The sequence below is a fragment of the Streptomyces sp. NPDC007162 genome (genome assembly GCF_040634175.1).
Classification (GTDB): domain Bacteria; phylum Actinomycetota; class Actinomycetes; order Streptomycetales; family Streptomycetaceae; genus Streptomyces.
On record NZ_JBEYFC010000087.1, the window covers coordinates 1 to 24,691 of the forward strand.

Consider the following 24,691-nt stretch of genomic DNA (forward strand, 5'->3'; position numbering starts at 1 on the left):
GCCGACAGACCGCCGCACGAGAGGGCCGACCGTCGCGGTGGGAGTCGGGCGCCCTCCGTGCGGGTCGGCCGTCCGTCTCGTCGGCGGGGCGTCGCCGTGTCGCCCCGCCCGGGGGTGTCACGGGTGCACGACTGCGGCCCACCTGCTCTGTCGCAGATGGGCCGCAGTTCCGGGTGGGCGATACTGGGTTCGAACCAGTGACCTCTTCGGTGTGAACGAAGCGCTCTCCCACTGAGCTAATCGCCCGGGCGCAGGAAGAACATTACCCCATGTCAGGGGGTGCCCCCGACCGGTCGCCGGGGGTGCGCGGCCTGCGGCCGGATCACTCCTCGATCTTCCACGGCATCACCACGCCGAACCTGGAGAGGTAGACCCCGACTCCCCCGGCCACGATCACCAGGCCGATCGTCGTCAACGTGATGTTGCGACGGCGCACCTTGGGATCGAGAGCCTTCTGTGCCGCCTCCGTGACCTTGCGTTTCGTCCAGCGGAGCACCAGCTGGGCCCAGACGAACTCGGTCGCCCAGATCGCCATGCCGCCGAAGATGACCACCCAGCCCGGCCCGGGCAGCGGCAGCATGACGACGCCCACGGCCACCACCGCGAGGCCGACCGCGAAGACCCCGACCTGCCAGCTCAGGTGCAGCATCCGGCGCGCCTTGATGAATTCGGGCGCCCGCGATCCGAGCCCCCGCTCGCCACGCGCCCCGTCCGTCGTCCCGTCCACCTCGCTCCCGTCCGAGACCACGGCGGCCTCGCCCGGTTCGTTACTCCCCGTATTCATACGACCAAACACTACCCGAGCGATTCACGTCACCGGAATGGTCGTAGATCACGCTCAGCTTCTCGGCCGGAAGAGTTACGTAAACACACGCAAAACACTCAGAGGGGTTTACAACGGCACCGTAGGTGGCATGTCGATTTCGCCGACGTGCGAATCCCCGAGCGCACACTGAGCGAAAGGCCCTGGCGCTTATGAACACCACGGTCAGCTGCGAGCTGCACCTGCGCCTCGTTGTGTCGAGCGAGTCCTCCCTGCCTGTCCCCGCAGGCCTGCGGTACGACACGGCCGACCCCTACGCCGTGCACGCCACCTTCCACACCGGAGCCGAGGAAACCGTCGAGTGGGTGTTCGCCCGCGACCTCCTCGCCGAGGGGCTGCACCGCCCCACCGGCACCGGCGACGTCCGCGTCTGGCCGTCCCGCAGTCACGGTCAGGGCGTCGTCTGCATCGCCCTGAGCTCCCCCGAGGGGGAAGCCCTGCTCGAAGCCCCGGCGCGGGCCCTGGAGTCCTTCCTGAAGCGAACAGACGCCGCCGTGCCGCCCGGCACGGAACACCGGCACTTCGACCTCGATCAGGAGCTCTCGCACATCCTGGCGGAGAGCTAGGGACAGTCCCACCGAAGCCGCCCGGCGCCGTCCACTCGGGGAGACGGCTCGGGCCTGGACAACCGCATACGGCAGCACCGGCGCCGCCACCGTGATCGGTCACGGGGCGGCACCGCTGTGCCCGCGCGCCCGTCCGCGCACCCTTCCGCGGGAACCTCCGCCGGGTGGTGACCGTTCCACGGACAGCCACGAAAGGGACAGGGCACGGTGCGGGGCCTCCGTATGTCGCTACCATCGGCCACCATCGGCGGGCGCCCGCCCGACCCTCAGGCCAGGGAGCGAAACGTGCTGATCACCCACGACACCCGGTGTTCCCTCGACGCCGTGGTGGATCTGGTGAACACCGCGCCGGAGGACGACTCGGCGGTGGACGGGCTGTCCGATGTCCAGGCCCTCCAGGATTTCGTACGAAGCCACGACATGAGCGATATCGGCGCACTGTCGGAGTTCGACCTGTCGGCGGTGCGCAAGGTCCGCGGGCGGTTCGCGGCGATCTTCGCCGCCCCGGACGCCCGGACCGCGGCGGGAATGATCAACGAGCTGGTCGCGGCCGCCGGCACCACGCCCCGGCTCACGGACCACGACGGCTACGACTGGCACGTGCACTACTTCGCCCCCGGCGCCTCGGTGGCCGACCACCTCGCCGCCGACTGCGGGATGGCGCTCGCCTTCTTCGTCGTCGCCGGGGAGCAGGAGCGACTGCGGCGCTGCGAGGCCCCGGACTGCCGACGTGCCTTCGTCGACCTCTCCCGCAACCGCTCACGCCGCTACTGCGACAGCCGGACCTGCGGCAATCGTCTCCATGTCGCCGCATACCGCGCACGCCGCAAGGAGGCCGCCGGCTGATTCCCGGCGCGGGGGCGTCGATGCCGACGCCGGTCCCGGCGGGTGGCGCCGGGACGGGCGGGTACGGCTCACAGCCACAGCAGGTCGTGCAGCGCAGCCATGAGGAGTAGACACCCGATCACCGCAAGGAAGATCATCAGCGGTGGCTGGGAAAGGGCGAAGAGGCACCCGCGCGGCTCGTCATCCGGCAGCGCGGCCTCGCTCTGTTTCGTGTCCAGCATCTCGCGGCGATGATGACCCAGCGGACGCCCTCTACGCGATCAACACGCCCGAAATAGGCGGTAGTTCGCCGAAATCCACGATGTCCGTTTCGCCTCCGCCCATCCCCTGAACGGTTCTGCACGCGCCGCAGACGCACTGTGTCGTTTCAATGCCTCATGTGAATGTCATATGCGCAGGGCCGCGCGCAGCCCCGCACCGCCCGTCGGCCGTCGCCGCGGACGGTCATATTCCGTGCTTCTTGAGGATGGCCTCGATGTCGCTGAAGTCGTCGCCGGAACCCGCTGCGCGGGGCGCCGCCGCGGGACGCGCGGCCGGACGCGTGCCGGGACCGAGTGACGGCGCAGACGCCGCGGGGGCGACCGCGCCCTGCTGTCCGGCCCTGGCCGCAGCCTTCCGCTCGGCACGGGTGCCGCCGCGCCTGCGCTCCACGGCACGGGTGGTGGCGAACAGGGCCCAGGCGACGCCTAGCACTCCGAAGCCCGCCCAGGCAGTGGGACTGAACGCGGTGTCGGCCAGCCAGCCGACCACCCCCGTCATCACCAGACCGACGGGCACCAGCGAGTAGGCGGCGATGCGGGCCGCCGCCAGGTACCGCTTGCGGTAGGCGGTGACCACGGCGATGCCCAGGCCCGCCGCGGACACGGCGGAACAGACTGTCTCGGCAATCATCCGGTCCTCCTGGCGGGCTCGGTCGGTCGGGCGAGGCGACAGCCACGCGCCGCGCTTCGCCCCTTCCATCGTGCACCGCCCGGCCCGCGCGATCCATGCCCAGGCCTGACAATCAGGGGCATCTCGGGGTCCGGTCCGGGTTCTCTCCACCCCTGGTACGAGTCACCACCGAGGTCTCGCCCACTCGGGAACAGGTCGGAGACCCCGGCGGTCTTGCGCCCGCCGTTCCGATTGGGTCCAGGCAGCCCGGCCTGGAAGACTGGTGTTCATGAACGACTCCTCCCCCGCCGCCGGAGCCCCCGTCCTGGACGTCTGGTGCGAACTGCAGTGCCCCGACTGCCGCAGCGCCCTGGACGACCTCCGTGCCCTGCGTGCCCGGTACGGCGACCGGCTGGAGCTGCGGCTGCGGCACTTCCCGCTGGAGAAGCACAAGCACGCCTTCGCCGCCGCGCAGGCCGCCGAGGAGGCCCTGGAGCAGGGGAAGGGCTGGGAGTACGTCGAGGCGGTGCTCGGCCGGGTGGAGGAGCTGGACCGCGCGGGCGAGCCGTTCCTGGTCGAGGTGGCCCGGGAACTGGGCCTGGACGCCGAGGAGTTCGACACGGCGCTGGTGGACGGGCGGCACATCCTGATCGTCGACGCCGACCAGGCCGAGGGCAAGGCCATCGGCGTGACCGGGACCCCGACCTATGTCATCGACGGGGAACGTCTCGACGGCGGCAAGAGCCAGGAGGGCCTGCGCGAGCGCGTGGAGCAGATCGCGGACCGGCTGCTGGCCGGACAGGGGTGACCGGGCCCCGGCCCTTCCCCCCCCGAACGCCTCCGATCAGATCCTCGCCCCCGGATCAGGCCCCCGAACCCCTCGGATCAGGTACTCGGCCCCTCAGACCAGGTCCTTGTAGAAGGAGTACGAGACGGTGGCGTACCCCAGTGAGTCGTAGAGCCGCTCGGCCGGGGTGTTGCCGGCGAACACGTTGAGGGCCAGCACCTGCTTCCCGGCCGCGATCGCCTGCTCCTCGGCGAGCAGCATGAGGGTGCGGCCGTGCCCCTGGCCACGGTGGGCGGCGTCGGTCTCGACCCGGTACACCCAGGCGTCGTCCGCCCGCAGGGCCAGCCACAGGACGCCGACGCGCGTCCCTTCGTGTTCCAGGACGCTGAGCCGCACGCCCTCCGTGGCCAGGCCCCGCGGCAGCAGCCGTGCGTGGTCGCGCCGCGACCTCTCCCAGGCCTCGGCCTCGGGCACGCCCCGCTCGTGCCACACGCGCGCGTACGCCGCCAAGGCGTGCGCAAGCCACTCCTCGTACTCTGCCTCGGTCATGTCACGGCATCGGCTGCCCGCCGCCAGTGCGGGCGGGGCGCCGCCGAGCCGCTTCTCCATGCCCCGGTTGCGCAGCACGTATCCGAGCGACCGCACGAGGTGCAGGGCCGGGTCCGCATCGGCGGGCACTTCCACCTCGATCTGGCGGCAGCCCCAGCCGCGCGCCACCTCCTCCGCCGCGAGCGCGGCCACCGTGCCCCGGCCCCGGCGGCGATCGGGCTCCTCGATGCGCAGGTCGGTGATGCGGGCGCCGAGGACGCCGAAGCTCCGTGAGGAACCGAGGTGGAGGGTGCCGACGGGCCGGCTGTTCACACACACCTGGAAGCGGCGCGACAGCGCCCCGTCGGTGCTGCGCTGGAGCGGCTCGGTCGGCCGCAGGGTTGTGGTCATCAGGGGTGTTCTACCCACTGAGGGCGCCCGCGTCAGCCGAATAAATCCGGCCCCTACGGATCCAGGTCCTCCCCCGACCGCTCGTCGAAGATCCGCATCGCCTTGGCGGTCACCGGCCCGGGCGCGCCCGGAAGTTCGCGGTCGTCGACCCGGTGCACGGCCTGGACGTCGCGCAGGGTGGAGGTGAGGAAGATCTCGTCCGCCCGCGCCAGGACGTCCATGGGCAGGTCGGTCTCCTTGGCGCCGGTCCACTCGACGGTCAGGGCCCGGGTGATGCCGGCCAGACAGCCGGAGGCGACCGGCGGGGTGTGGATCTCGCCGTCCAGGACGACGAAGACGTTGGAGCCGGTGCCCTCGCAGAGCTGCCCGAGCGTGTTGCCGAACAGGGCCTCGGTGGCCTCGTGTTGGTGGGCGCGGGCCAGGGCCACGACGTTCTCGGCGTACGAGGTGGTCTTCAGGCCGGTGAGCGCGCCGCGCTCGTTGCGGGTCCAGGGGACCGTGATGACGGCCGTGGAGTCCGGGCGGCGAGTGGTCTCACCGAGCGCGACGATCAGAGTGGGTCCGTGGGTGCCGCGGTCGGAACCGAGGGGGCCGTGGCCGCCGGTGTAGGTGATGCGCAGCCGGCCCAGCGGCATCGGGTCGGCCGCCAGGACCGCGGCGCAGGCCGCGCGGATCTCGTCGTGGTCGGGGTCGGGCAGGCCGAGCCCCCGGGCCGAGCGGGTCAGCCGGTCGAGGTGGCGGGTGAGCGCGAAGGGCCTGCCGTCGGTCGCCCTGACCGTCTCGAAGATGCCGTCGCCCACGGTCAGCCCGTGGTCGAAGACGGAGACACGCGCGGTGTCGACGTCCTGCAGTCGGCCGTCCAGCCAGATGCTCACCCGAGACCTCCTTCGGTCATGTCGTACGTGTCCGACGCTATCGCGAGCAGCCGGGCGGCCTTCAGCTCGGTCTCCCGCCATTCGCCCTCGGGGGCGGAACCCCAGGTGATCCCGGCTCCGGTGCCGAACCGCAGCACGTCCTCGGCGCGGTCGATCCAGAAGGTACGGATCCCCACGGCCAGCTCGCCGACGCCGCGGTCCGCGTCCACCCAGCCGATGCCGCCGCAGTACGGGCCGCGCGGGGCGGTCTCCAGTTCCCCGATGATCCGCAGTGCGCTCGACTTCGGCGCGCCGGTGACCGAGCCGGGCGGGAAGGTCGCGGTGAGCAGCTCGGACCAGCCGGCGTCCGTGCGCAGCTCGCCGCGGACGGTGGAGACGAGGTGGACCAGCCCCGGGTGCTTCTCCACGGCGCACAAGTCGGGGACGGTCACGCTGCCGGTGGCGCAGACACGCCCGATGTCGTTGCGGACCAGGTCCACGATCATCACGTTCTCGGCGTAGTCCTTCTCCAGGAGGTCCGCCTCGGTCCGGCCGGTGCCCTTGATGGGCCCGCTCTCCACGGTCCGGCCCGTCCGGCGCAGGAACAGCTCGGGCGAGGCGGTGGCTGCCTCCACCCCGTGCGCCGGGAGGCGAATCGTTCCGGCGTACGGCGCCGGGTTGCCGTGCGCCAGCAGCGCGGTCAGTGCGTCCACGTCGGCGTCCGGGGGGACCGGCGCGGACAGCACACGGCACAGGTTGGCCTGGTAGACCTCGCCGGCCGCGATCCGCGAGCGGATCGACTCCACCGCCGCCGTGTACGCGCCGCGGTCGAGGGAGGACGACCAGTCACCGGCGGCCGGCCCCCGCCAGGCCCCCGGCACCGGCGCGGGCACCTGCTCCTCCCGCACGTCACGGAAGCGAGCGCAGGTCAGTCCGCCTTCGAAGTCCGCGCAGACGGCCCAGAAGCCGGCCGAGTCGAGGGCTTCGGGATCACTGGTGACGTCGAGGAGACCGGTGGCGACACGGCCGCCGAACCGGGCGAGAGGAGGGTGATGGAGCACGTCGTCGAGTCTATGGCGGGTGTCTCCCGGGTGACCCGGGCGTGTCACCGAGGGGCCCCTGACCACGTCGTCCGTCGGGCGCAGCGCAGCACGCTGCGCAAACGCGTTTTTGTGCTGGCCCGGGAATCCGCTAGAGTTCAACACGTCGCCGGGACGCGAGAGCGGACCGAAACGACTGGCGGACGTAGCTCAGTTGGTAGAGCGCAACCTTGCCAAGGTTGAGGTCGCGAGTTCGAGCCTCGTCGTCCGCTCGAAGGAAACGGGGGGTCTTCCCGATCCCCTACACTCCTGGTGGAGTGGCCGAGAGGCGAGGCAACGGCCTGCAAAGCCGTCTACACGGGTTCAAATCCCGTCTCCACCTCCAAGGACGATTAGCTCAGCGGGAGAGCGCTTCCCTGACACGGAAGAGGTCACTGGTTCAATCCCAGTATCGTCCACTGGAACCCCTCGGGGTTCGACCCGCGCGATTAGCTCAGCGGGAGAGCGCTTCCCTGACACGGAAGAGGTCACTGGTTCAATCCCAGTATCGCGCACGCATCGCCCGTGATCCTCGGATCCCGGTCCCGAGGACGATTAGCTCAGCGGGAGAGCGCTTCCCTGACACGGAAGAGGTCACTGGTTCAATCCCAGTATCGTCCACACGTAAAGAGCCCCGGCCGCCCACAGCGACCGGGGCTTCTTCGTGGGCTCAGCTGGAGAAGAGCATGTGGGCCCAGCTCTTGTTGTGGTGGCCGCCGTGGTGGCCGTGGCCGCCGTAATGACCGTGCCCGTGGCCGCCGCCGTGCGGGGCGCCCCAGGCCGGCGCGGGCGGGGCCGCCGGGTACGGCTGCGGCGCGGGCGGGACCGGCTTCGCCCACTGGGCCTCCAGCTGGGTCAGCGCCTCCAGCTCGCCGTAGTCGAGGAAGATGCCCCGGCAGCCGCTGCACTGCTCGATCTGGACGCCGTTGCGGTTGTAGGTGTGCATCGGCGCATGACACTTCGGACACTGCATGGTCGGCTCAACTCCTCGCCGGTGAAAACTGCTTCACGTTCTTCCGGGACAGACTCCGTCCGGCCCCGGACGGTTGCAGCGTACTTCGGGAAATCGTGCGCCAACCGGACGGGGAACAGGGTCCTTCCCGGGCCGCCCAGGGGTCATGCCCGGGTCATGCGGGCGCACGCGTCGATCAGGGACTGCTCGACCTCGTCCAGCGGGCGGCCCGCCGTGGCGGCCTTCGCCAGGTACCGGGCACCGGTCTGGACGGTGAGGGCACGGGCCGGGACGTCCAGGGCGGGCCAGGGGTCGCCGTCCTCAGGGACGGCCGGACCGCCGGCCGCGCGATAGGCGGCGAGGAAGCGGGTCCAGGCGTCGGGTGGCAGGAGGCCGCAGGCGTACCAGGACGCGGGACGGGCGAGGTCCCAGGCCGGCACGCCGACGCCGAGGTCGTCGACGTCGATGAGCCGCCACGGGCCGTCCGGCACCGGATGCCGGACCAGCTGGCCGAGGTGCAGGTCACCGTGGCAGAGCGTGCGGGGGTGGTGGTCGGGCGCGGGTGCCTCGGCGCGGGCCCACGCGGGCAGGGCGGACCATGCGCGCAGGAGGGGCGGGGCGGCGGGGTGGGGGGCCGCGCCGGCGAGGACTTCCCGGAGGCGGGCCATCGCGTGGGCCGCTTTGGCGGGACCGCGCATCGGGGGTGCGGCCGGGGCGGGCGAGGTGCGGTGGAGCCGGGCGAGGAGGGTGGCGGCGGCTTCCCAGGGGGCGGTGTCCGGGGCGTCGGGGTCCACGGGAGCGCCGTACGGCCAGAGGGTGACCGGGCGGCCGGCGACGGAGGCGGCGGGGGCAGGGGCGAGGGGCGGGAGGAAGACGTCGGGGAGGCGGGCGGCGGTGGCCAGGCGGAGGGCGAGGGCGGTGGGGTCGGTGCCGGAGGCGTGGACCTTGGCGACGGTGCCCGCGTGGCGGAGGACCGTCGTGTCGGGGCGGTGGGCGAGGGTGGTGGTCGCGCAGCCGCAGGGGACCGCATCGGCGTCGGGATGGGCGGCGGCGGCGAGCTCGGCGGTCAGCCGGGGCAGTACGTCTGCGGTCATGAGGTCCCCCGGAAGTGCGGCTGTGCTGGGGTGAGGGTACGGGGGGTTGCCGGGCCGGGGTTCACCGCGGGCCGGGATGGGGGCTGAGGTACCGGGGTGTCGCTCGCCGCGCCTGCAGGGTGCCTCCCCCAGATTGAGGCACTGGAGGGGAGGCACGCATGCCCGCAGCCGAGTTGTCAGGGGCGCGAACAGCGCACAGAGCAATGCCGGCGCAGCTCCCCAGCTGCGCCGGCATTTTTGCCGTCCGTCGCACCCCCGTCCCCACGGGGTTTCATGGATGGATGTCCCCGCCCGGACCGCTCTTCCGGGCCTGGGGTCGCCGCTCAGCGCCCCAGCATCACTCCCACGGACGACGCCTGTGTGGCCACCGTCTCCCAGCCGTCGAAGACCAGCAGGAGCAGGGCCGCCAGGGGAAGGGCCATGAGCGTCGCCACCAGGGGGTGGCGACGGCCCTGCCGGCGGGGGCGGGTGGTGTGTGTCCGCTGTGCCGTAAGAGCCATGGTCCCTCTCCTGACCGTTCAGTTGTCGTTGGCAGCGGCGGGTGTCTGACCTCGGGGGACGAGTGCTGCACCCGCCGCTTGACCTCAAATCTAGGCGCGCGGCCCCCCGGCGGTCGTCATGCCCTCGTATCGCATCACGGGCCTCCGAGAGGATGAGCCGTGACCTGCGGAGTACTCCTCTGGGTGGAGACGACGTCCTGCGTCTCCACCTACGTCTCCGGGTCTTCCCCGAGGGGGTGCCCGGTCCTTCCCGGTTTTTCCGAGCTGTCCTCGCGGGGCACCGGCTGCTCGACGAGGGCCAGAACCCGGTTGGCCATGAAGCGGGCGGTCCGGACAACACTTCCGTTTCTCGTGACTTCGCTCACTTCGACCACCCCCCGTCGTACCGCCGTCTCCACCCGGCGGCCCGCTCTGCTCGCCACCACCTCGTAGGTGCGCGTCGTGTCGCCGGCGTCGACGACTATCTCCACCCGATCACCCTTCACAGCTTCAATCCCCCTTCTGTGACGGCTTGTTGAAGCAGTCGCGTGCTCAAAGGCGCCGACTGGGGCGCCTTCCTGACCACTCCTCAAGTCTCGCACCCGGCACTGACAATCCATCGGACCGAGAGGGCGCGGCCTCTGCGCACGGACGGCCCGGTAAACGTAAGCTGTGCCACGTCAGACGGACCGGGCAGCGGGGATGAACATGGCGATGATGCGCCTGAGGCGCGAGGACCCGCGCGTCGTCGGCTCGTTCAGGCTTCACAGAAGGCTCGGCGCCGGCGGGATGGGCGTGGTCTACCTGGGCTCCGACAAGAAGGGGCAGCGGGTCGCGCTGAAGGTGATCCGGCCGGATCTGGCCGAGGACCAGGAGTTCCGGTCGCGGTTCGCCCGTGAGGTCTCGGCGGCCCGGCGGATCCGGGGCGGTTGCACGGCACGGCTGGTCGCGGCGGACCTGGAGGCCGAGCGGCCGTGGTTCGCCACCCAGTACGTACCCGGGCCCTCGCTGCACGACAAGGTCGCCGACGAGGGCCCGCTGCACGCCGCGGAGGCCGCGGCGGTCGGGGCGGCCCTGTCCGAGGGCCTGGTCGCCGTGCACGAGGCCGGGGTCGTCCACCGGGACCTGAAGCCGTCCAACATCCTGCTGTCCCCGAAGGGGCCGCGGATCATCGACTTCGGCATCGCCTGGGCCACCGGGGCGTCCACGCTCACCCACGTCGGTACGGCGGTGGGCTCCCCCGGGTTCCTCGCACCCGAGCAGGTGCGCGGGGCGGCCGTCACCCCGGCCACGGACGTGTTCTCGCTCGGCGCGACCCTCGCGTACGCCTCGACCGGTGACTCGCCGTTCGGGCACGGCAGTTCCGAGGTGATGCTCTATCGGGTGGTCCACGAGGAGCCGGCGCTGCACGGTGTGCCGGACGCGCTGGCACCCCTGGTGCGGGCCTGTCTGGCGAAGGATCCGGAGGAACGGCCGAGCACGCTCCAGCTGTCGCTCCGGCTGAAGGAGATCGCCGCGCGCGAGGCCCACGGGCTGGCCGACGTACGGCCGCCGTCGCCACGGGCCGCGGAGGCCGACCGGCCCACCGGGCCGCTCGCCGAGACCTACCCGGAACCGCAGCGCGCCCAGCGGCGGCCGCAGTCCGCACCGGGCGCGCCCGTGCGGGGCAACGCGCCCTCGCGCGGGGGCAGCGGTCCGCGGTCCGGCGGCGGGGTGCCGTCACGGCCGAACGGCGCCCGCCCCACCCCCACCCCCCGCGGGGGCGGCGCCCGGCCCGCAACCGGTGGCCGGCCCGCGCCGCGCAGTGGTACCGGACGTCCCACGCCGCGTCCCACGGGCACCGGACGGCGGCCGGCCAATCCCCGGCTGCTGCGTCAGCGACTGTTCGTGTTCGTCGTGGTGACCCTGCTGGTGGCGCTGGGCATCGCGCTCGCCCAGGGCTGCTCCGGCCCGGCGCACGGACTGGGCGTGCCCGGTGGCCCCGTACCCGCGAAGACCGTCGCCCTCAGGGAGTAGCGCGGACAGGACCTAGGCCTCCGGGCGGCCGGTGGTCACCGCGTAGAAGGCGACCGCGGCCGCCGCGCCGACGTTCAGGGAGTCGACGCCGTGGGACATCGGGATACGCACCCATTCGTCGGCGGCGACCAGCGCCTGGGTGGAGAGGCCGTCGCCCTCCGCGCCGAGCATCAGCGCGACCCTGTCCATCCGGTGCGGGGCGGCCTCGTCGAGGCTGCGCGCCTTCTCGTCCGGGGTGAGGGCGAGCAGGGTGAACCCGGCCTCACGGACCGAGTCGAGCCCCTTGGGCCAGGTGTCGAGACGGGCGTACGGCACGGAGAAGACCGCACCCATCGACACCTTCACGCTGCGGCGGTAGAGGGGGTCGGCACAGTCGGGGGACAACAGCACCGCGTCCATGCCGAGAGCCGCCGCCGAACGGAAGATCGCGCCGATGTTGGTGTGGTCGTTGACCGACTCCATGACGACGACCCGGCGGGTGGTGCGCAGCAGTTCGGTCGCCGTCGGCAGCGGCTTGCGCTGCATGGAGGCGAGGGCGCCGCGGTGCACGTGGTAGCCGGTGACCTTCTCGGCGAGCTCCGGGCTGACCGCGTAGACGGGGGCCGGGAGCTCGTCGATGACGTCGCGCATGACGTCCACCCACTTGGCGGACAGCAGCATCGAACGCATCTCGTAGCCCGCGTCCTTCGCCCTTCGGATGACCTTCTCGCCCTCCGCGATGAACAGGCCCTCGGTCGGTTCGCGCTTGCGGCGCAACTCGACGTCGGTCAGGCCCGTGTAGTCACGGAGGCGCGGGTCGTCGGGATCCTCAACGGTGATGAGATCGGCCACAGGGTGATACTGCCTTGTCCTGGGTGGGGTGCCAATGGTCTGGGACGGGTTGTGTTACCCGGGGTTACGCCAGTGCCTGCTCAGGCCGACGTGGGCGGGCCGACGTTCACGACCTCACCGATGACGATGACCGCCGGCGGCTTCACCTCATGCGTGCGGACCGCCTCCGCCACGGTGGCGAGGGTCGCGTCCACCCGGCGCTGCGCGGCCGTCGTGCCCTCCTGGACCAGGGCGACGGGGGTCTGGGGGGACCGGCCGTGGGCCACGAGGGTCTCGGCGATCTTCCCGATCTTGTCGACGCCCATGAGGACGACCAGGGTGCCGGTGAGCTTCGCGAGCGACGGCCAGTCGGCCAGCGAACGCTCGTCGTCGGGTGCGACATGGCCGCTGACCACCGTGAACTCGTGGGCGACGCCCCGGTGGGTGACCGGGATGCCGGCCGCGCCCGGCACGGAGATCGAGCTGGAGATGCCGGGAACGACCGTGCAGGGGATACCGGCCTCGGCGAGCGCCTGGACCTCCTCCATGCCCCGGCCGAAGACGTAGGGATCGCCGCCCTTCAGCCGTACGACCGACTTGCCCTGCTTGGCGTGCTCGATGAGGGCGTTGTTGATGGCCTCCTGGGCCATGTACCTGCCGTACGGGATCTTCGCCGCGTCGATCACCTCGACGTGCGGCGGGAGTTCGGCGAGCAGGTCGCGGGGGCCGAGTCGGTCGGCGATCACCACGTCGGCCTCGGCCAGCAGGCGGCGGCCGCGCACCGTGATCAGGTCGGGGTCGCCGGGGCCGCCGCCGACGAGGGCGACGCCGGGGGTGCGGGTGCGGTGGTGCGGGGCGACGAGGGTGCCGTCGCGCAGGCCCTCGACGACCGCGTCCCGGATGGCGGCCGTGTGGCGGGGGTCACGGCCGCGGGCGTCGGTGGTGAGGACGGCGACCGTGACGCCCTCGCTGTGACCGGTGGCCGGGGTCCAGGCGGTGGCCTGGTCGGCGTCGTCGGAACGCACGCACCACACGCGGTGGCGCTCCGCTTCGGCGGAGGCGGCGGTGTTGGCGGCGGGGTCGCTGGTGGCGATCAGGGCGTACCAGGCGTCCGCGAGGTCGCCGTCCCGGTAGGGACGCCTGGCCCAGGAGATCTCTCCGGTGTCCGCCATCGCCTCGACCGAGGGGGTCGCCGCCGGGGACACCAGGGTGATCTCGGCGCCCGCCGCGATCAGGGCGGGGAGGCGGCGCTGGGCGACCTGGCCGCCGCCGAGGACGACCACCTTGCGGCCGGTGAGGCGGAGGCCTACGGGGTAGGCGGGGTGTTCGGCCATGAGGTGGCGGCTCCTCCGAGGCGTAGCTGTAGCCCTGACGTGCAGATTTTACGGGGCGGGGGTTCGGGCGGCGCAGGGTGTCCAGTGGCTGGGCGCCGTCGCCGGGCACACGGCTGCAGGCACCACCACTGGCCGGCCGAGGGGCACCCTCGGTCGCAGTCCCGTAAGTCCCCTGTCTCCGCTACTTCTCCGTCACGCCCGCCGAGTCGAACGTGGCCACCTCGTGCATCGCCCGTGCCGTGCTCTGGACCAGGGGAAGCGCCAGCAGGGCTCCGGTGCCCTCGCCCAGGCGCAGGTCCAGGTCGACCAGGGGGCGCAGGCCGAGCTTGTTGAGGGCTGCCACGTGGCCCGGTTCCGCGCTGCGGTGGCCCGCGATGCAGGCGGCCAGGACCTCGGGGGCGATGGCACGGGCCACCAGGGCGGCCGCGCCCGCGCTCACGCCGTCCAGGATGACGGGCGTGCGCAGGGACGCGCCGCCGAGCAACAGGCCGACCATCGCCGCGTGTTCGAAGCCGCCGACCGCCGCGAGGACGCCGATCGGGTCGGCGGGGTCCGGCTGGTGGAGTTCCAGGGCACGGCGGACGACCTCGGTCTTGCGGGCGAGCGTCTCGTCGTTGATGCCGGTGCCCCGGCCGGTGACCTCGGCGGGGTCGGCACCCGTGAAGACCGAGATCAGGGCGGCGGAGGCGGTGGTGTTCGCGATGCCCATCTCGCCGGTGAGGAGCGCCTTGTTGCCGGCCGCCACCAGGTCGCGGGCGGTCTCGATGCCCACCTCGATGGCCTGCTTGGCCTCCTCGCGGGTCATCGCGGGACCGGTCGTCATGTCGGAGGTGCCCGCGCGGACCTTGCGGGGCAGCAGCCCCGGGGTCGCCGGCAGCTCGGAGGCCACACCGACGTCCACCACGCACACCTCGGCGCCCACCTGGCCGGCGAACGCGTTGCAGACCGCTCCCCCGCCGAGGAAGTTCGCCACCATCTGCGCGGTGACCTCCTGCGGCCACGGCGTGACGCCCTGGGCGTGCACCCCGTGGTCGCCGGCGAAGATGGCGACGGCCGCGGGCTCCGGGATCGGCGGCGGGCACTGCCGGGACAGGCCGGACAGCTGGGCGGAGATGATCTCCAGCATGCCGAGCGCACCGGCCGGCTTGGTCATCCGCTTCTGCCGCTCCCAGGCCTCGCCGAGCGCCTTGGCGTCCAGCGGGCGGACACTGGCGACGGTCTCGGCGAGCAGGTCGTGCGGGTCCTCGCCGGGCAGCGCGCGGCGGCCGTACGTCTCCTCGTGGACGACCCACGACAGCGGGCGGCGCTTGGACCAGCCGGCCTGCATCAGCTCGGGCTCGTCCGGGAACTCGTCGACGTAGCCCACGCACAGGTAGGCGATGACCTCGAGGTGCTCGGGCAGCCCCAGCGCGCGGACCATCTCGCGCTCGTCGAAGAAGCTGACCCAGCCGACGCCCAGTCCCTCGGCACGGGCGGCGAGCCAGAGGTTCTCGACGGCGAGCGCGGCGGAGTACGGCGCCATCTGCGGCTGGGTGTGCCGGCCGAGGGTGTGGCGGCCGCCGCGGGTCGGGTCGGCGGTGACGACGATGTTCACCGGGGTGTCGAGGATGGCCTCGATCTTCAGTTCCTTGAACTGCTTCGCGCGGCCCTTGGGAAGGGACTTGGCGTACGCCTCGCGCTGGCGCATCGCGAGTTCGTGCATGGTGCGGCGGGTGTCGGCCGAGCGGATGACCACGAAGTCCCAGGGCTGGGAGTGGCCCACGGAGGGCGCCGTGTGGGCGGCCTCCAGGACGCGCAGCAGCACCTCGTGCGGGATGGGGTCGCTGCGGAAGCCGTTGCGGATGTCCCGGCGTTCGCGCATGACCTTCAGGACGGCCTCGCGTTCGGCGTCGTCGTAGGCGGGCGCGGCCGGACCGGTGGACTGTCGTGCTTCTGCCACGGGGGCCGTGCTCTCTTCCTGATCGGCGGCCCTGGTCTCCAGGTCCTCCGCCTGCTGTACGACATCGGGGTGGGGCTCCGCCACCGCGCCGGGCTCGGCCTCGCGGGGTGCGGGGACGGTCGCGGCCTGCGCAGGGGCCGACTCGCCCTGGTCCTGGACGGGGAGAACCAGGGGGTGCGGCGGGGTCGGGGCGAGGTGCGGGGTGGTCGGCACCTGGCCGTCGACGGCCACGAACTCCCCGAGGGGCCGCTGCTCCGCCGCCGGCTCCGCAGTGTGGTCCGCAGCCGAAGGCTCCTCGGCCTGCGGAGAGACCTCGGGGGCGGTGCCCTGCGTCTGGGGACCGGACAGGGGCACCTCCACGGGCGGGGCGGACTGTCCCTGGGGGGCTGCGGGAGTTTCCGCGCCGTCGACGGTTTCCGGCGTGCCGGTCTCGGTCTGCGGTACGGCGGCCGCCGTGTCGGCCTCGTCCATCGGTGCGTCGGGCGCGGGCTCCTCGGCCCCGGGGGCGGGTACCGGCTGCGCCTGGGGCGCCTCGGCGACGGGCGCGGGACTCTCCGCGGGCTGCGGCGCCTGGGCCGGTGCGTTCGGGTCGGCGGCCTGCGGCTGCGCCGACTCGGCCGCCACCGCTTCCGGAACCGGAACGGACTCGGGCGCACCGGCCTCCGGCGCGGGCACGGACTCCGGCTCCGGCTCCGGTACGACGGCTTCCGCCGCCCCGGCGGGCTCGGCCGCGACGCCCTCGGCGACGCCCTGCCCGGCCACGGCGGACTGGGCCACGGCGGCCTCGGCCGCGACCGGCTCGACGGCGGCCTGCTCAGTCACGGTCTGCTGCGGTACGGCCCCCTCTGCCACGGCCTGCTCGGCTACGACCCCCTCGGGTGCGGGCTGTTGGGCCGCAACCGGCTCAACGGGCTGCGCCTCCGGCACGACCGGCCCGGCGGCCGACGGCACCGGCTGTCCCGGCTCGGCGACCACGGCTTCAGCCGCCGCCTCCGGACCCACCGCCTCCGGACCCAGCGCGTCCGTGCCGATCCCGTCCGACACCGCCGCCTGCGGAGCGACATCCTCCACAACGGCGTTCTCAGGAGCGATGCCCTCCGGAGCCTGCGCCGCGGCAGCGGTCTCCGCCGCCACCTGAGCTCCTTCCGCCACCGGCGCGCCCTGCGCCGCCACGACGGGCTCGCCCGGCGCGCCGCCGGCCTCGGGCCCTTGCGGAGCCTCCGACGCCGTCACGCCCGCCGGGGCAGCGGCCTGCACCGGCGCCGCACCCTGTCCGGGCAGCACATGCAGCTGCGGCGCCTCCGGGACGGCCCCCGGCTCCGGCCGGGCTCCCGGCACCGCGCCGTGAGTACCTTCCGGAGCCTGCGCGACCGGCGCGGCCACCGGCTCCGCCGCCGGAGCGGGGACGCCACCGCCGACCGGCTGGGCCATGCCCTGCGGACCGTACGCGTGCACGGGCTGCGCCCCGGCGACCGCCGGCACCTGCTGCTCCGCGGCCGCACCCGCGGCCACGACCCCCGTGGTGACCGGGGCGACGCCGGACGGCTCAGGGGTCGGCACGGCTGCCTGCTGGGGGGCGGGCTGTCCGGCCGCGGCCTGGACCGGCACGGGTTCCGGCATGGGTTCCGGCATGGGAACAACCGTTTCAGCGGCCGGGGCCTGCGCGGCGACCTGTGCCACCGGAGCGGCCTGCGGGACGGCACCCGGCACGCCCCAGGGCGCGGCGGGCTGTGGTGCGGCCTCGCGCAGCGGCTGGGCGTCGAGGTACTCGGGCGCGCCCGACGGCAGTCCGGGCTGCCGGACCGGCGCACCCGCGGGGCCGCGGTCGGCGAGGGAGCGCACCGGGCTGGTGGAGGCGTCGGGGATCGGCGGACCGAGATGCAGCGGGCGGCGCGGGGCCGGGGTGACCGCGGGGTCGTGCGGCACCGACAGGATCGGGGACGCCGGTACCGAGCTGGGCAGCCGGACGGCGGTCAGGTCCACCGACCCGCTGTCCCGGCCGCCCGTCTCGTGGGGGCCGGGCTCGTGGACGGCCTCGACGACCGGCTCCGGGGTCGGCGGCGGTACCTCGTTGCCCCAGGCACCCTGGGCGCCGGGCAGCAGCAGCTCTTCGTCCTCGGCAGGCGACTCGGAGAGGTAGGTGTACGCGCCGTGCGCGGGAGCGCCCGGCTGTTCCACCATGCCTGCGCTCTCCGGCAGTCCCTCGCCCGGGACCTGGCCGGTGTCCGTCATGCGTACCCCTCGCCCATCGGTTAGTGCCTTCTACGACCAGCTCGCCCGGGGCGGCGCACCGACCGCCCCACTGTCAAGAACGAGCGTGCGTGCCCAGCGGCACGAACGACCCGCCGGAAAAGGCGACAAAGCCATTCAGTGGCATTGTCCCGGCCGTTCGACCGTCGCGACAGCGTGATCCGCGACAGCCCGCTGTGGACTGCGCCACGTTGCGCGTCCCCGGTTCTGCCGTACCACACCCGTCCCAAAAAGAGCGTGTTTTCCGGATATTGACGAACGAATTTCCGGGCCACCGGTGCGGTGCAGCGATCGGCCAGCCTACCGCGCGCAGTATGACAACAGGATCACGGGGCGCGTTCAGGTAGGACGCCGCTGAGCAGGAACGCGACGTTCCGCTCGGTCTCCGTCCAGGCCCTGGTGTCGAGTTCGACGGACTGCAGAAGGGCGCATTCGACCTGGTATCCGTGCTCGGTCAGGTCGCGGCCGATGAGTTCGGCCGCGTCGCGGGTGGCGGCGTGGGTGACGATGCGCTGCGGGCGGCGGTCGGCGACCGCGCCGACCACGGCGACTCCCCCGCCGCCGACCCGGACGACGTCGGGTTCGGGCAGGTTCTCCAGCACGTGGGGCGCGGCGCCGTGCACGATCTGGAGCCGGACGCCGAACTTCCGGGCGGCCGTCTCGCTGCGCACACAGGCCGCGAGGTCCCGGTCGACGGCGATGACGGCGGCTCCGGCACGCGCGGCCTCGGTGGCGAACGCGCCGCTGCCGCAGCCGATGTCCCAGACGAGGTCGCCGATCCGGGGCCCGAGGCGGGCCAGTTGGGCGGCCCTGAGCAGATCCGTTTCCCCTTCGCCGAGCGGGGCTCCGTCGCCGTACTGCGCGTCGGGCTGCACCCAGCCTCGCGGGCCGGCGGCCGGGTCCCGGCCGGCGATCCAGCCGCCGCCCTCGGGCACCGTCGCCGCTCCGGTCGTACCGCCGATGACGATGACGACGTTGGGGTCGCGCCAGGCGTGGTCGGCGGCCTTGTCGGAGGTGACGACGTGGACCTGCTCGCGTTCGGTGCCGAGTTCCTCGCAGATGACGAAGGTGCGGTGGACGCCCTCCATGAGCAGGCCGAGTTCGGCGGGGCCGGCGCCGGGCGAGGTGAGGACGGCGACCTTGGCGTGGGCGCGGCACACGTTCACCGCGCGTCGCAGGGTGCGCCGGTGTGCGACGACCACCTCGGCGTCGTCCCAGGGCATGCCGGCACGCGCGAAGGCGGCGGCCACCGAGGAGACGGCGGGGACGACCTCCACCTCGAGGCCGAACTCGGGGGCGCGCAGGGTGCGTACGACACCGAAGAAGCCGGGGTCGCCGTCGGCGAGGACCACGGCGGTGCCGCGGTGGCCGGCGATCCGGCGGGCGGCGAGGGCGACGCTGCCGAGGCGGATGCGCTCCGCGGCCTGCGGCACCTCGGGGAGGTCCAGATGGTGGGCCGCGCCCGCGACGAGCGTGGCGGCGCCGAGCGCGCCGCGTGCCGCGGCGGTCAGCGGCGAGCCGTCCCAGCCGATCACCGTGACCCGGTCGGCCATCGTCGTCAGTCTCCAGAATTTCGCAGGTCGTCAGGGGCCGGTGCCCGTGGGCGGGCTCCGTGAGAGTACCTGGTGGAGGTGGACCGCGTGCGGCGGGGCGAGTCCCGCCCGCGTCAGTTCCAGGAGGTGAAGCCGTCGCTTCCGGCGAGTTCCTCGCCGGCGCCCTCCAGGTCCTCCGGGAGGAGGCTCCACACGATGAAGTCGGTGCGCATGTCCGCCCAGGTGCCGGCCTCGGTGCGGACGTGGGCTATACAGGCGTTGCGCAGCACGCCCTCGCTGATACAGCCGATCTTCTGGGCCACCTGCTGGGAGGCGGTGTTGTCGGCGGCCGTGCGCAACTCGATGCGCTCGAACTTCTGGTCGCCGAAGAGCCACTGGGCGGTGGCGAGCGCGGCCTCGGAGGCGTAGCCCTCGCCGCGGGCCCAGGGAGCGACGATGTACGACAACTCGGTGGCCCGGATGTGCCAGTCGGTCTTGGTCAGCTGGATGACGCCGACCAGCCGCTGGGTCAGGAACTCGGTGACCGCGAGGTCCAGGCCCCGGCCCGAGGTGCGCTCCGCGGGGGCGTACGCGGTGATCCAGTGCCGGGCGCCGGCCTCGGTGAACGGCTGGGGGACGTCGGTCCAGGCGGCCACCTGCTCGTCATTCATCATCTCCGCCAGGGCGGGCACATCGTCCTCGTCGAGGGGACGCAGCACCAACCGCTCCGTGCTGATGGAGATGTTGGGGAAGGTGCTAGTCATGCGCCGCTCCGTAACCTTCGGAAATACTTCCGGGCCCAGACCTTCAGGGCCCGCGAACTGCCCAGCATGCAGCATGAAACCACTGAACCGCACGACGGGGCCCACCCCTGGTGAGCGAGTGGACCCCGTGCGTGGCGATACGCCGTATACGTGCCGCCGAGGACGGTCGGAAGACGGTCAGAAGGACGGGACGACCGAACCCTGGTACTTGTCCTCGATGAACTTCTTGACCTCGGGCGAGGTGAGGAGCTTGGCGAGCTTCTTGACGCGCGGGTCCTTCTCGTTGCCCTTCTTCACCGCGAGGAAGTTGCCGTACGGGCTGTTCTTCGCGGACTCCAGGACGAGGGCGTCCTTGGCGGGCTTGATGCCGGCCGAGATGGCGTAGTTGCCGTTGATGACCGCGGCGTCCACGTCGTCCAGGGAGCGCGCGGTCTGGGCCGCCTCGACCTCCTTGAACGTGAGGTTCTTCGGGTTCTTCGCGATGTCCTGCGGGGTCGCCTCGCTGCCGGCGCCGTCCTTGAGGGTGATGAGTCCGTTGGCGGCGAGCAGCTTGAGGGCGCGCGCCTCGTTCACGGCGTCGTTGGGGACGGCGATCGTCGCACCGCTCTTCAGCGCGTCGGCGCTCTTGACCTTGTGGGAGTACAGGCCGAGCGGCTCCAGGTGCACCGTGACGACGGGCACGATGTGGGTGCCGCGCTTCTTGTTGAAGTCGTCGAGGTACGGCTTGTTCTGGAAGTAGTTGGCGTCCACCGAGCCGTCCTCGGTCGCCGTGTTCGGCGTGATGTAGTCGGTGAACTCCTTGACCTGGAGGTCGAGTCCGGCCTTCTTCGCCAGGTTGTCCTTGACGTAGTCCAGGATCTCGGCGTGCGGGGTCGGGCTGGCGGCGACGACCAACGGTCCGCTGTAGTCGGAGGAGGCGGAGTTCTTGTCCGAACCGCAGGCGGTGAGCCCGAGGGTGAGGGCTCCGGCGGCGAGGACGGCGGTGGTGAGCTTGGCGGCGTTACGCACGAAAAGTGCCTTTCCTTAAGGGTGGAGCGGCCCCGCGGAGGGTGGTGCGGGGAAAACAGGGGTGGGTTCAGGCGGTCTTGCCGGCGGCGGCCGACGCCTTCAGCAGGCGCAGCTTCGGGACCGGACCGGACCGGCCGCCGCGGCGGTGCAGCGAGCGGGCCGCGTAGTCGCCGGCGAACTGGATGACCGAGATGGCGACGGCGAGGATCGCGACGGTGATCCACATCAGCTCGGTCTCGAAGCGCTGGTAGCCGTACCGGATGGCGATGTCGCCGAGTCCGCCGGCACCGACCGTGCCGGCCATGGCCGAGTAGCCGATGAGGGCGACGATCGTGGTCGTGGTGGAGGAGATGAGCGAGGGCAGCGACTCCGGTACGAGGACCTTGCGTACGACGGTCCAGGTGTTGCCGCCCATCGACTGCACGGCCTCGACGAGTCCGCCGTCCACTTCCCGGACGGCCGTCTCGACCAGGCGCGCGAAGAACGGGATGGCGCCGATGGCGAGGGGCACGATGGCTGCCTCGCGGCCGATGGTGGTGCCGGTGATCCAGCGGGTGAAGCTCATCAGCGCGACCATCAGGATGATGAACGGCATCGAGCGGGCGATGTTCACGATCTGCCCGATGACCTTGTTGGCCAGCACGTTCTGGAGCAGGCCGCCCCGGTCGGTGAGGACGAGCAGGACGCCCAGCGGGAGGCCGGCGACGACGGCGATCAGCGTGGACCAGCCGACCATGTAGAGGGTGTCCCCACACGCCTGGGACAGCAGGGGCTGCATCTCGGACCAGGTCACTAGGCACCTTCCTTCACCAGCGCGGGCTCCTGGCCCAGGACGTCGATCCCCAGGCCCTGCTCGCGCAGGAAGCCGATGGGCACCACGTTGTCCTCGTAGCGGCCGGGCAGTTCGATGCGCATCCGGCCGATCTGGAGGCCGCCGACGGTGTCGACGGCCGCGCCGAGGATCGATATGTCGATGTTGTAGGTGCGGGAGAGCTGGGAGATGACCGGCTGGGTGGCGGCCTCGCCGTGGAAGGTGACGTCGAGGACGGTGCGGTCGTCGCCGGAGGCCTCGCCGCCGACCGGGAAGAGCGCGGCGGCCAGCTCGGAGCCGGGGGTGCCGAGCAGTTCGCTGACGGCCCCGGACTCGACGATCCGTCCCTTCTCCATGAGGGCGGCGGAGTCGCAGATCCTCTTCACGACGTCCATCTCGTGCGTGATGAGCAGGACGGTCAGGCCCAGCTGCCGGTTCAGGTCGCGCAGCAGCTGGAGTATGGAGCGGGTGGTCTCCGGGTCGAGGGCGCTGGTGGCCTCGTCGGAGAGCAGCACCTTGGGGTCGCCGGCCAGTGCGCGGGCGATGCCGACGCGCTGCTTCTGGCCGCCGGAGAGCTGGGCCGGGTAGGACTTCGCCTTGTCGGCGAGCCCGACGAGGTCGAGCAGTTCCAGCGCCTTGCGGGAACGTTCCTTCCCCGACCTGCCGAGGATCTCCAGCGGCAGCTCGACGTTGTCCTGGACCGTCCGCGAGGACACCAGGTTGAAGTGCTGGAAGACCATGCCGATACGGCTGCGCGCCTGCCGCAGCTCCCTGCCTGCCCGGGGGCCGCGCCCGGCGAGGGCGGTGAGGTCCTGTCCGGCGACGGTCACCGTCCCGGCGGTGGGGCGCTCCAGGAGGTTGACGCAGCGGATGAGCGAGGACTTGCCGGCGCCGGACTGGCCGATGACGCCGTACACCTCGCCCTCGCGGACGTGCAGATCGACGCCGTCGAGGGCGGTGACCTCTCGGCCGCGCGAGCGGTAGACCTTGGTAAGGCCCGTTGTGGTGATCACGTGGGTTTCCGTCACTGTCGAGTGCGCGGGCGCGGGTGTGCCCGGGCGCACGGATGCGTTCGTGCAGGGACGCGGCACGGTTCTCGCGAAGGCGCTGAACCGGGGAGAACATGTGCGCGGGGGCGGCTTGCATCACATACGCGCGTCGGGGCGTCGTACGGACATGCCACCTGTCTCGCTTCGGGGCGCGAGCTCTGGGGTGGTGCGGGGGCCCTCTAGAAGGCGCACATTCGACACATACAACGAGCACCGGGCGTCATGGTCGCCTCGGTCACCGGGATGCGGTCGCTCGTCGTGGTCATGCGATCAGTAAACCAGACCTACGGTCCTGACAGGCCGCCGCTGTCCGCATCCTGGACAGCGGCGGACACCCGTCACACGCGTGCGGCGATCTCCACGCCCCGGTCGGCGACCAGCGCCGACAAGGCCGAGAGGTCCTTCACCACGAGGTCCGCGACCAGCTCGTGCGGCTGGTGGGTTGTGGTCAACGCCACGGTGGTCATCCCGGCGGCGCGGCCCGCCTGGAGGCCGGCCGGCGCGTCCTCGAAGACGACGCAGCCGGCCGGATCGACGCCCAGCTGCCGGGCGGCGAGGAGGTAGGGCTCCGGGTCGGGCTTGCCGCGAGTGACGTCGTCGGCGCAGATGAGCGTCTTCGGCCGTATCCCCACCGCGTCCAGCCGGGCCTCGGCCAGCCGGCGGGTGGCGGAGGTGACGACGGCCCAACGGTCGGCGGGCAGGGAGTCGAGGAGGGCGGCGGTGCCGGGGAGCAGGTGGACGCCGCCGTTGGGGACGTCCTCCACCTCCAGCTGTTCGACCCGGGCGACCGCCTCCGCCACGAGGTGCGCCGGGAGCAGGTCGGCGACGATGTCCGCGGCGGGCCGTCCGTGCAGTTCGACTCGGGTGAACTCCTCGGTGACGCCGTACTCCGCCGCCCACCGGGTCCAGCAGCGGTCCACCGAGGCCAGGGACGAGACGAGGGTGCCGTCGTTGTCGAAGAGCAGGGCTTGTGCGTGGATCGTCATGGCCTCGACCCTACGGCGTACGGCAGGGGCGACGGCATCGCGTCCTTTCGGCCGTAATAGGGTCACCGCATGCTCAATGCCCTGCTGCTGGCGACCGGTGTCGCCGCGCTGCTGCTCGCCGTGTGGTGCGGGTGGGCGGCCTACCGGGACCAGCCGACGAAGGACTGGCACTTCATCGGGATGGCCGTGGTGACGGTGCTGGCACTGGTCCAGCTGGTGGCCGGGATCGTGCTGCTGGCGCGGGGCGGGAAGCCGGACCAGGGGACGACGATCTTCGTGGCCTATCTGCTGGGGGCGTTCGCGTGTGTGCCGGCCGCGGGGTTCATGTCGCTCGCCGAGCGGACCCGCTGGGGGTCGGTGACGGTCGCCGCGGGCGGCGTGGTGCTGGCGGTGCTGGAGGTGCGGCTCTATGACATCTGGGGAGGCTGAGATGACGGCCGTGGAAGGGAAGCCGAAGCGGCTCACCAGTGGGCCGGGCACCTTGCTGGTGTGGTTCTACGGGGTGATGGTGGTCGGCGCGGTGTCGCGGTCCGCGTACCAGATCGCCACCGAGTTCGACCGGGCGCCGCTCGCGTACTCGCTGTCTGCGGTCGCGGGGGTGGTGTACGCGTTCATCACGTACACGCTGGTGCGGGGCGGGGAGACGGCCCGCAGGGTGGCGCAGGTGTGCTGCGCCGCCGAGCTCGCCGGGGTGTTGATCGTGGGGACGTGGACCCTGGTGGACTCTTCTGCGTTCCCGGATGCGACCGTGTGGTCGGACTACGGGATGGGGTACGTGTTCATTCCCGTGCTCCTGCCGGTTTCCGCTCTGTACTGGTTGCGGAAGGGCGCCCAGGGGGGAGCCGGTTGAGGAACGTGCGCGACAGCGGGTGCGTTGTGGCTGGTCGCGCAGTTACACAAACA

At 72.3% G+C, this 24,691-nt stretch carries 25 protein-coding genes and 6 tRNA genes; 11 read left to right on the top strand and 20 right to left on the bottom strand.

Annotated features, from left to right (window positions below):
• Positions 1-174: 174 nt before the first annotated feature.
• Positions 175-246, bottom strand: a tRNA-Val gene (locus ABZ646_RS13375).
• A gap of 76 nt (positions 247-322) precedes the next feature.
• Positions 323-784, bottom strand: a complete 462-nt coding sequence (locus ABZ646_RS13380; protein ID WP_360517184.1) for a TIGR02611 family protein — start codon at positions 782-784, stop codon at positions 323-325.
• Positions 785-975: 191 nt separating this feature from the next.
• On the opposite strand from ABZ646_RS13380, the gene ABZ646_RS13385 reads away from it, so the two are divergent.
• Together ABZ646_RS13385 and ABZ646_RS13390 are read left to right on the top strand one after the other, a co-directional pair.
• Entirely contained in the window at positions 976-1,389 is a 414-nt protein-coding gene (locus ABZ646_RS13385; RefSeq protein ID WP_004002642.1) for an SsgA family sporulation/cell division regulator, read from the top strand.
• Positions 1,390-1,674: 285 nt separating this feature from the next.
• Positions 1,675-2,235: a CGNR zinc finger domain-containing protein gene (locus ABZ646_RS13390; RefSeq protein ID WP_360517187.1), complete on the top strand. Its 561-nt coding sequence runs from the start codon at positions 1,675-1,677 to the stop codon at positions 2,233-2,235.
• 68 nt (positions 2,236-2,303) lie between these two features.
• Here ABZ646_RS13390 and ABZ646_RS13395 read toward each other — a convergent pair whose 3' ends face one another.
• Positions 2,304-2,456, bottom strand: coding sequence for a hypothetical protein (locus ABZ646_RS13395; RefSeq protein WP_360517190.1), 153 nt, complete (start codon positions 2,454-2,456; stop codon positions 2,304-2,306).
• A gap of 223 nt (positions 2,457-2,679) precedes the next feature.
• The gene (locus ABZ646_RS13400) at positions 2,680-3,126 is read right to left on the bottom strand and encodes a hypothetical protein (protein ID WP_360517193.1); all 447 of its coding nucleotides are present in this window, start codon (positions 3,124-3,126) and stop codon (positions 2,680-2,682) included.
• Between the two features lie 268 nt (positions 3,127-3,394).
• Here ABZ646_RS13400 and ABZ646_RS13405 point away from each other — a divergent pair, with 268 nt between their 5' ends.
• Positions 3,395-3,913 (top strand): DsbA family protein, encoded by a 519-nt coding sequence (locus ABZ646_RS13405; protein ID WP_360517196.1) that lies wholly within the window; start codon positions 3,395-3,397, stop codon positions 3,911-3,913.
• Between the two features lie 93 nt (positions 3,914-4,006).
• Here the strand turns inward: ABZ646_RS13405 and ABZ646_RS13410 are convergent, their stop codons facing one another.
• The 3 genes from ABZ646_RS13410 to ABZ646_RS13420 are packed head-to-tail and all read right to left on the bottom strand — an operon-like array spanning position 4,007 to position 6,746.
• Positions 4,007-4,831, bottom strand: a complete 825-nt coding sequence (locus ABZ646_RS13410) for a GNAT family N-acetyltransferase (RefSeq protein WP_360517199.1) — start codon at positions 4,829-4,831, stop codon at positions 4,007-4,009.
• 53 nt (positions 4,832-4,884) lie between these two features.
• Positions 4,885-5,706, bottom strand: coding sequence for an aminodeoxychorismate lyase (locus ABZ646_RS13415; protein WP_360517202.1), 822 nt, complete (start codon positions 5,704-5,706; stop codon positions 4,885-4,887).
• Complete coding sequence (locus ABZ646_RS13420) at positions 5,703-6,746, bottom strand: chorismate-binding protein (RefSeq protein WP_360517205.1); 1,044 nt, start codon at positions 6,744-6,746, stop codon at positions 5,703-5,705. The genes ABZ646_RS13415 and ABZ646_RS13420 overlap by 4 nt, the downstream gene beginning before the upstream one ends.
• A gap of 178 nt (positions 6,747-6,924) precedes the next feature.
• On the opposite strand from ABZ646_RS13420, the gene ABZ646_RS13425 reads away from it, so the two are divergent.
• The 5 genes from ABZ646_RS13425 to ABZ646_RS13445 all read left to right on the top strand — a co-directional run bounded on the left by ABZ646_RS13425 (position 6,925) and on the right by ABZ646_RS13445 (position 7,385).
• Positions 6,925-6,997: transfer RNA gene (locus tag ABZ646_RS13425), tRNA-Gly, on the top strand.
• A 39-nt stretch (positions 6,998-7,036) separates the two neighbouring features.
• Positions 7,037-7,110: transfer RNA gene (locus tag ABZ646_RS13430), tRNA-Cys, on the top strand.
• A gap of 1 nt (position 7,111) precedes the next feature.
• Positions 7,112-7,183: transfer RNA gene (locus tag ABZ646_RS13435), tRNA-Val, on the top strand.
• Positions 7,184-7,207: 24 nt separating this feature from the next.
• Positions 7,208-7,279: transfer RNA gene (locus tag ABZ646_RS13440), tRNA-Val, on the top strand.
• Between the two features lie 34 nt (positions 7,280-7,313).
• Positions 7,314-7,385: transfer RNA gene (locus tag ABZ646_RS13445), tRNA-Val, on the top strand.
• 49 nt (positions 7,386-7,434) lie between these two features.
• On the opposite strand, the gene ABZ646_RS13450 is transcribed toward ABZ646_RS13445, so the two are convergent.
• The 4 genes from ABZ646_RS13450 to ABZ646_RS13465 form a co-directional block, all read right to left on the bottom strand.
• The gene (locus ABZ646_RS13450; protein ID WP_360517208.1) at positions 7,435-7,737 is read right to left on the bottom strand and encodes a zf-TFIIB domain-containing protein; all 303 of its coding nucleotides are present in this window, start codon (positions 7,735-7,737) and stop codon (positions 7,435-7,437) included.
• A gap of 143 nt (positions 7,738-7,880) precedes the next feature.
• Complete coding sequence (locus ABZ646_RS13455) at positions 7,881-8,810, bottom strand: aminoglycoside phosphotransferase family protein (protein WP_360517211.1); 930 nt, start codon at positions 8,808-8,810, stop codon at positions 7,881-7,883.
• A gap of 323 nt (positions 8,811-9,133) precedes the next feature.
• Positions 9,134-9,310: a hypothetical protein gene (locus ABZ646_RS13460; protein ID WP_046726640.1), complete on the bottom strand. Its 177-nt coding sequence runs from the start codon at positions 9,308-9,310 to the stop codon at positions 9,134-9,136.
• 209 nt (positions 9,311-9,519) lie between these two features.
• Positions 9,520-9,795 (bottom strand): hypothetical protein, encoded by a 276-nt coding sequence (locus tag ABZ646_RS13465; protein ID WP_360517215.1) that lies wholly within the window; start codon positions 9,793-9,795, stop codon positions 9,520-9,522.
• A gap of 196 nt (positions 9,796-9,991) precedes the next feature.
• On the opposite strand from ABZ646_RS13465, the gene ABZ646_RS13470 reads away from it, so the two are divergent.
• The gene (locus ABZ646_RS13470) at positions 9,992-11,305 is read left to right on the top strand and encodes a protein kinase (RefSeq protein ID WP_360517248.1); all 1,314 of its coding nucleotides are present in this window, start codon (positions 9,992-9,994) and stop codon (positions 11,303-11,305) included.
• A gap of 12 nt (positions 11,306-11,317) precedes the next feature.
• Here ABZ646_RS13470 and ABZ646_RS13475 read toward each other — a convergent pair whose 3' ends face one another.
• The 9 genes from ABZ646_RS13475 to ABZ646_RS13515 form a co-directional block, all read right to left on the bottom strand.
• Entirely contained in the window at positions 11,318-12,136 is an 819-nt protein-coding gene (locus ABZ646_RS13475) for an RNA methyltransferase (RefSeq protein WP_360517218.1), read from the bottom strand.
• 80 nt (positions 12,137-12,216) lie between these two features.
• Positions 12,217-13,449, bottom strand: coding sequence for a uroporphyrinogen-III C-methyltransferase (gene cobA, locus ABZ646_RS13480; RefSeq protein ID WP_360517221.1), 1,233 nt, complete (start codon positions 13,447-13,449; stop codon positions 12,217-12,219).
• Positions 13,450-13,630: 181 nt separating this feature from the next.
• On the bottom strand, positions 13,631-17,620 hold the full coding sequence (cobT, locus tag ABZ646_RS13485; RefSeq protein WP_360517224.1) for a nicotinate-nucleotide--dimethylbenzimidazole phosphoribosyltransferase: 3,990 nt from the start codon (positions 17,618-17,620) through the stop codon (positions 13,631-13,633).
• Positions 17,621-17,964: 344 nt separating this feature from the next.
• Entirely contained in the window at positions 17,965-19,191 is a 1,227-nt protein-coding gene (gene cbiE / locus ABZ646_RS13490; RefSeq protein ID WP_360517227.1) for a precorrin-6y C5,15-methyltransferase (decarboxylating) subunit CbiE, read from the bottom strand.
• A 113-nt stretch (positions 19,192-19,304) separates the two neighbouring features.
• Positions 19,305-19,934, bottom strand: coding sequence for a GNAT family N-acetyltransferase (locus tag ABZ646_RS13495; protein ID WP_360517230.1), 630 nt, complete (start codon positions 19,932-19,934; stop codon positions 19,305-19,307).
• Positions 19,935-20,111: 177 nt separating this feature from the next.
• Positions 20,112-20,942: a MetQ/NlpA family ABC transporter substrate-binding protein gene (locus ABZ646_RS13500; protein WP_360517233.1), complete on the bottom strand. Its 831-nt coding sequence runs from the start codon at positions 20,940-20,942 to the stop codon at positions 20,112-20,114.
• Between the two features lie 67 nt (positions 20,943-21,009).
• Positions 21,010-21,735 (bottom strand): methionine ABC transporter permease, encoded by a 726-nt coding sequence (locus ABZ646_RS13505; protein ID WP_360517236.1) that lies wholly within the window; start codon positions 21,733-21,735, stop codon positions 21,010-21,012.
• Positions 21,735-22,766 carry an ATP-binding cassette domain-containing protein gene (locus ABZ646_RS13510; protein ID WP_360517239.1) on the bottom strand — a complete coding sequence of 344 codons (1,032 nt, stop codon included), beginning with the start codon at positions 22,764-22,766 and terminating at the stop codon, positions 21,735-21,737. Before ABZ646_RS13510 ends, ABZ646_RS13505 begins: the two co-directional genes overlap by 1 nt.
• A 374-nt stretch (positions 22,767-23,140) precedes the next feature.
• A complete protein-coding gene (locus ABZ646_RS13515) occupies positions 23,141-23,788 on the bottom strand; it encodes an HAD family hydrolase (protein ID WP_360517242.1) in 648 nt (215 codons plus the stop codon).
• Between the two features lie 69 nt (positions 23,789-23,857).
• On the opposite strand from ABZ646_RS13515, the gene ABZ646_RS13520 reads away from it, so the two are divergent.
• Together ABZ646_RS13520 and ABZ646_RS13525 are read left to right on the top strand one after the other, a co-directional pair.
• Positions 23,858-24,217, top strand: coding sequence for a hypothetical protein (locus ABZ646_RS13520; RefSeq protein ID WP_132889216.1), 360 nt, complete (start codon positions 23,858-23,860; stop codon positions 24,215-24,217).
• A gap of 1 nt (position 24,218) precedes the next feature.
• Complete coding sequence (locus ABZ646_RS13525) at positions 24,219-24,638, top strand: hypothetical protein (RefSeq protein ID WP_360517245.1); 420 nt, start codon at positions 24,219-24,221, stop codon at positions 24,636-24,638.
• Positions 24,639-24,691: the final 53 nt, after the last annotated feature.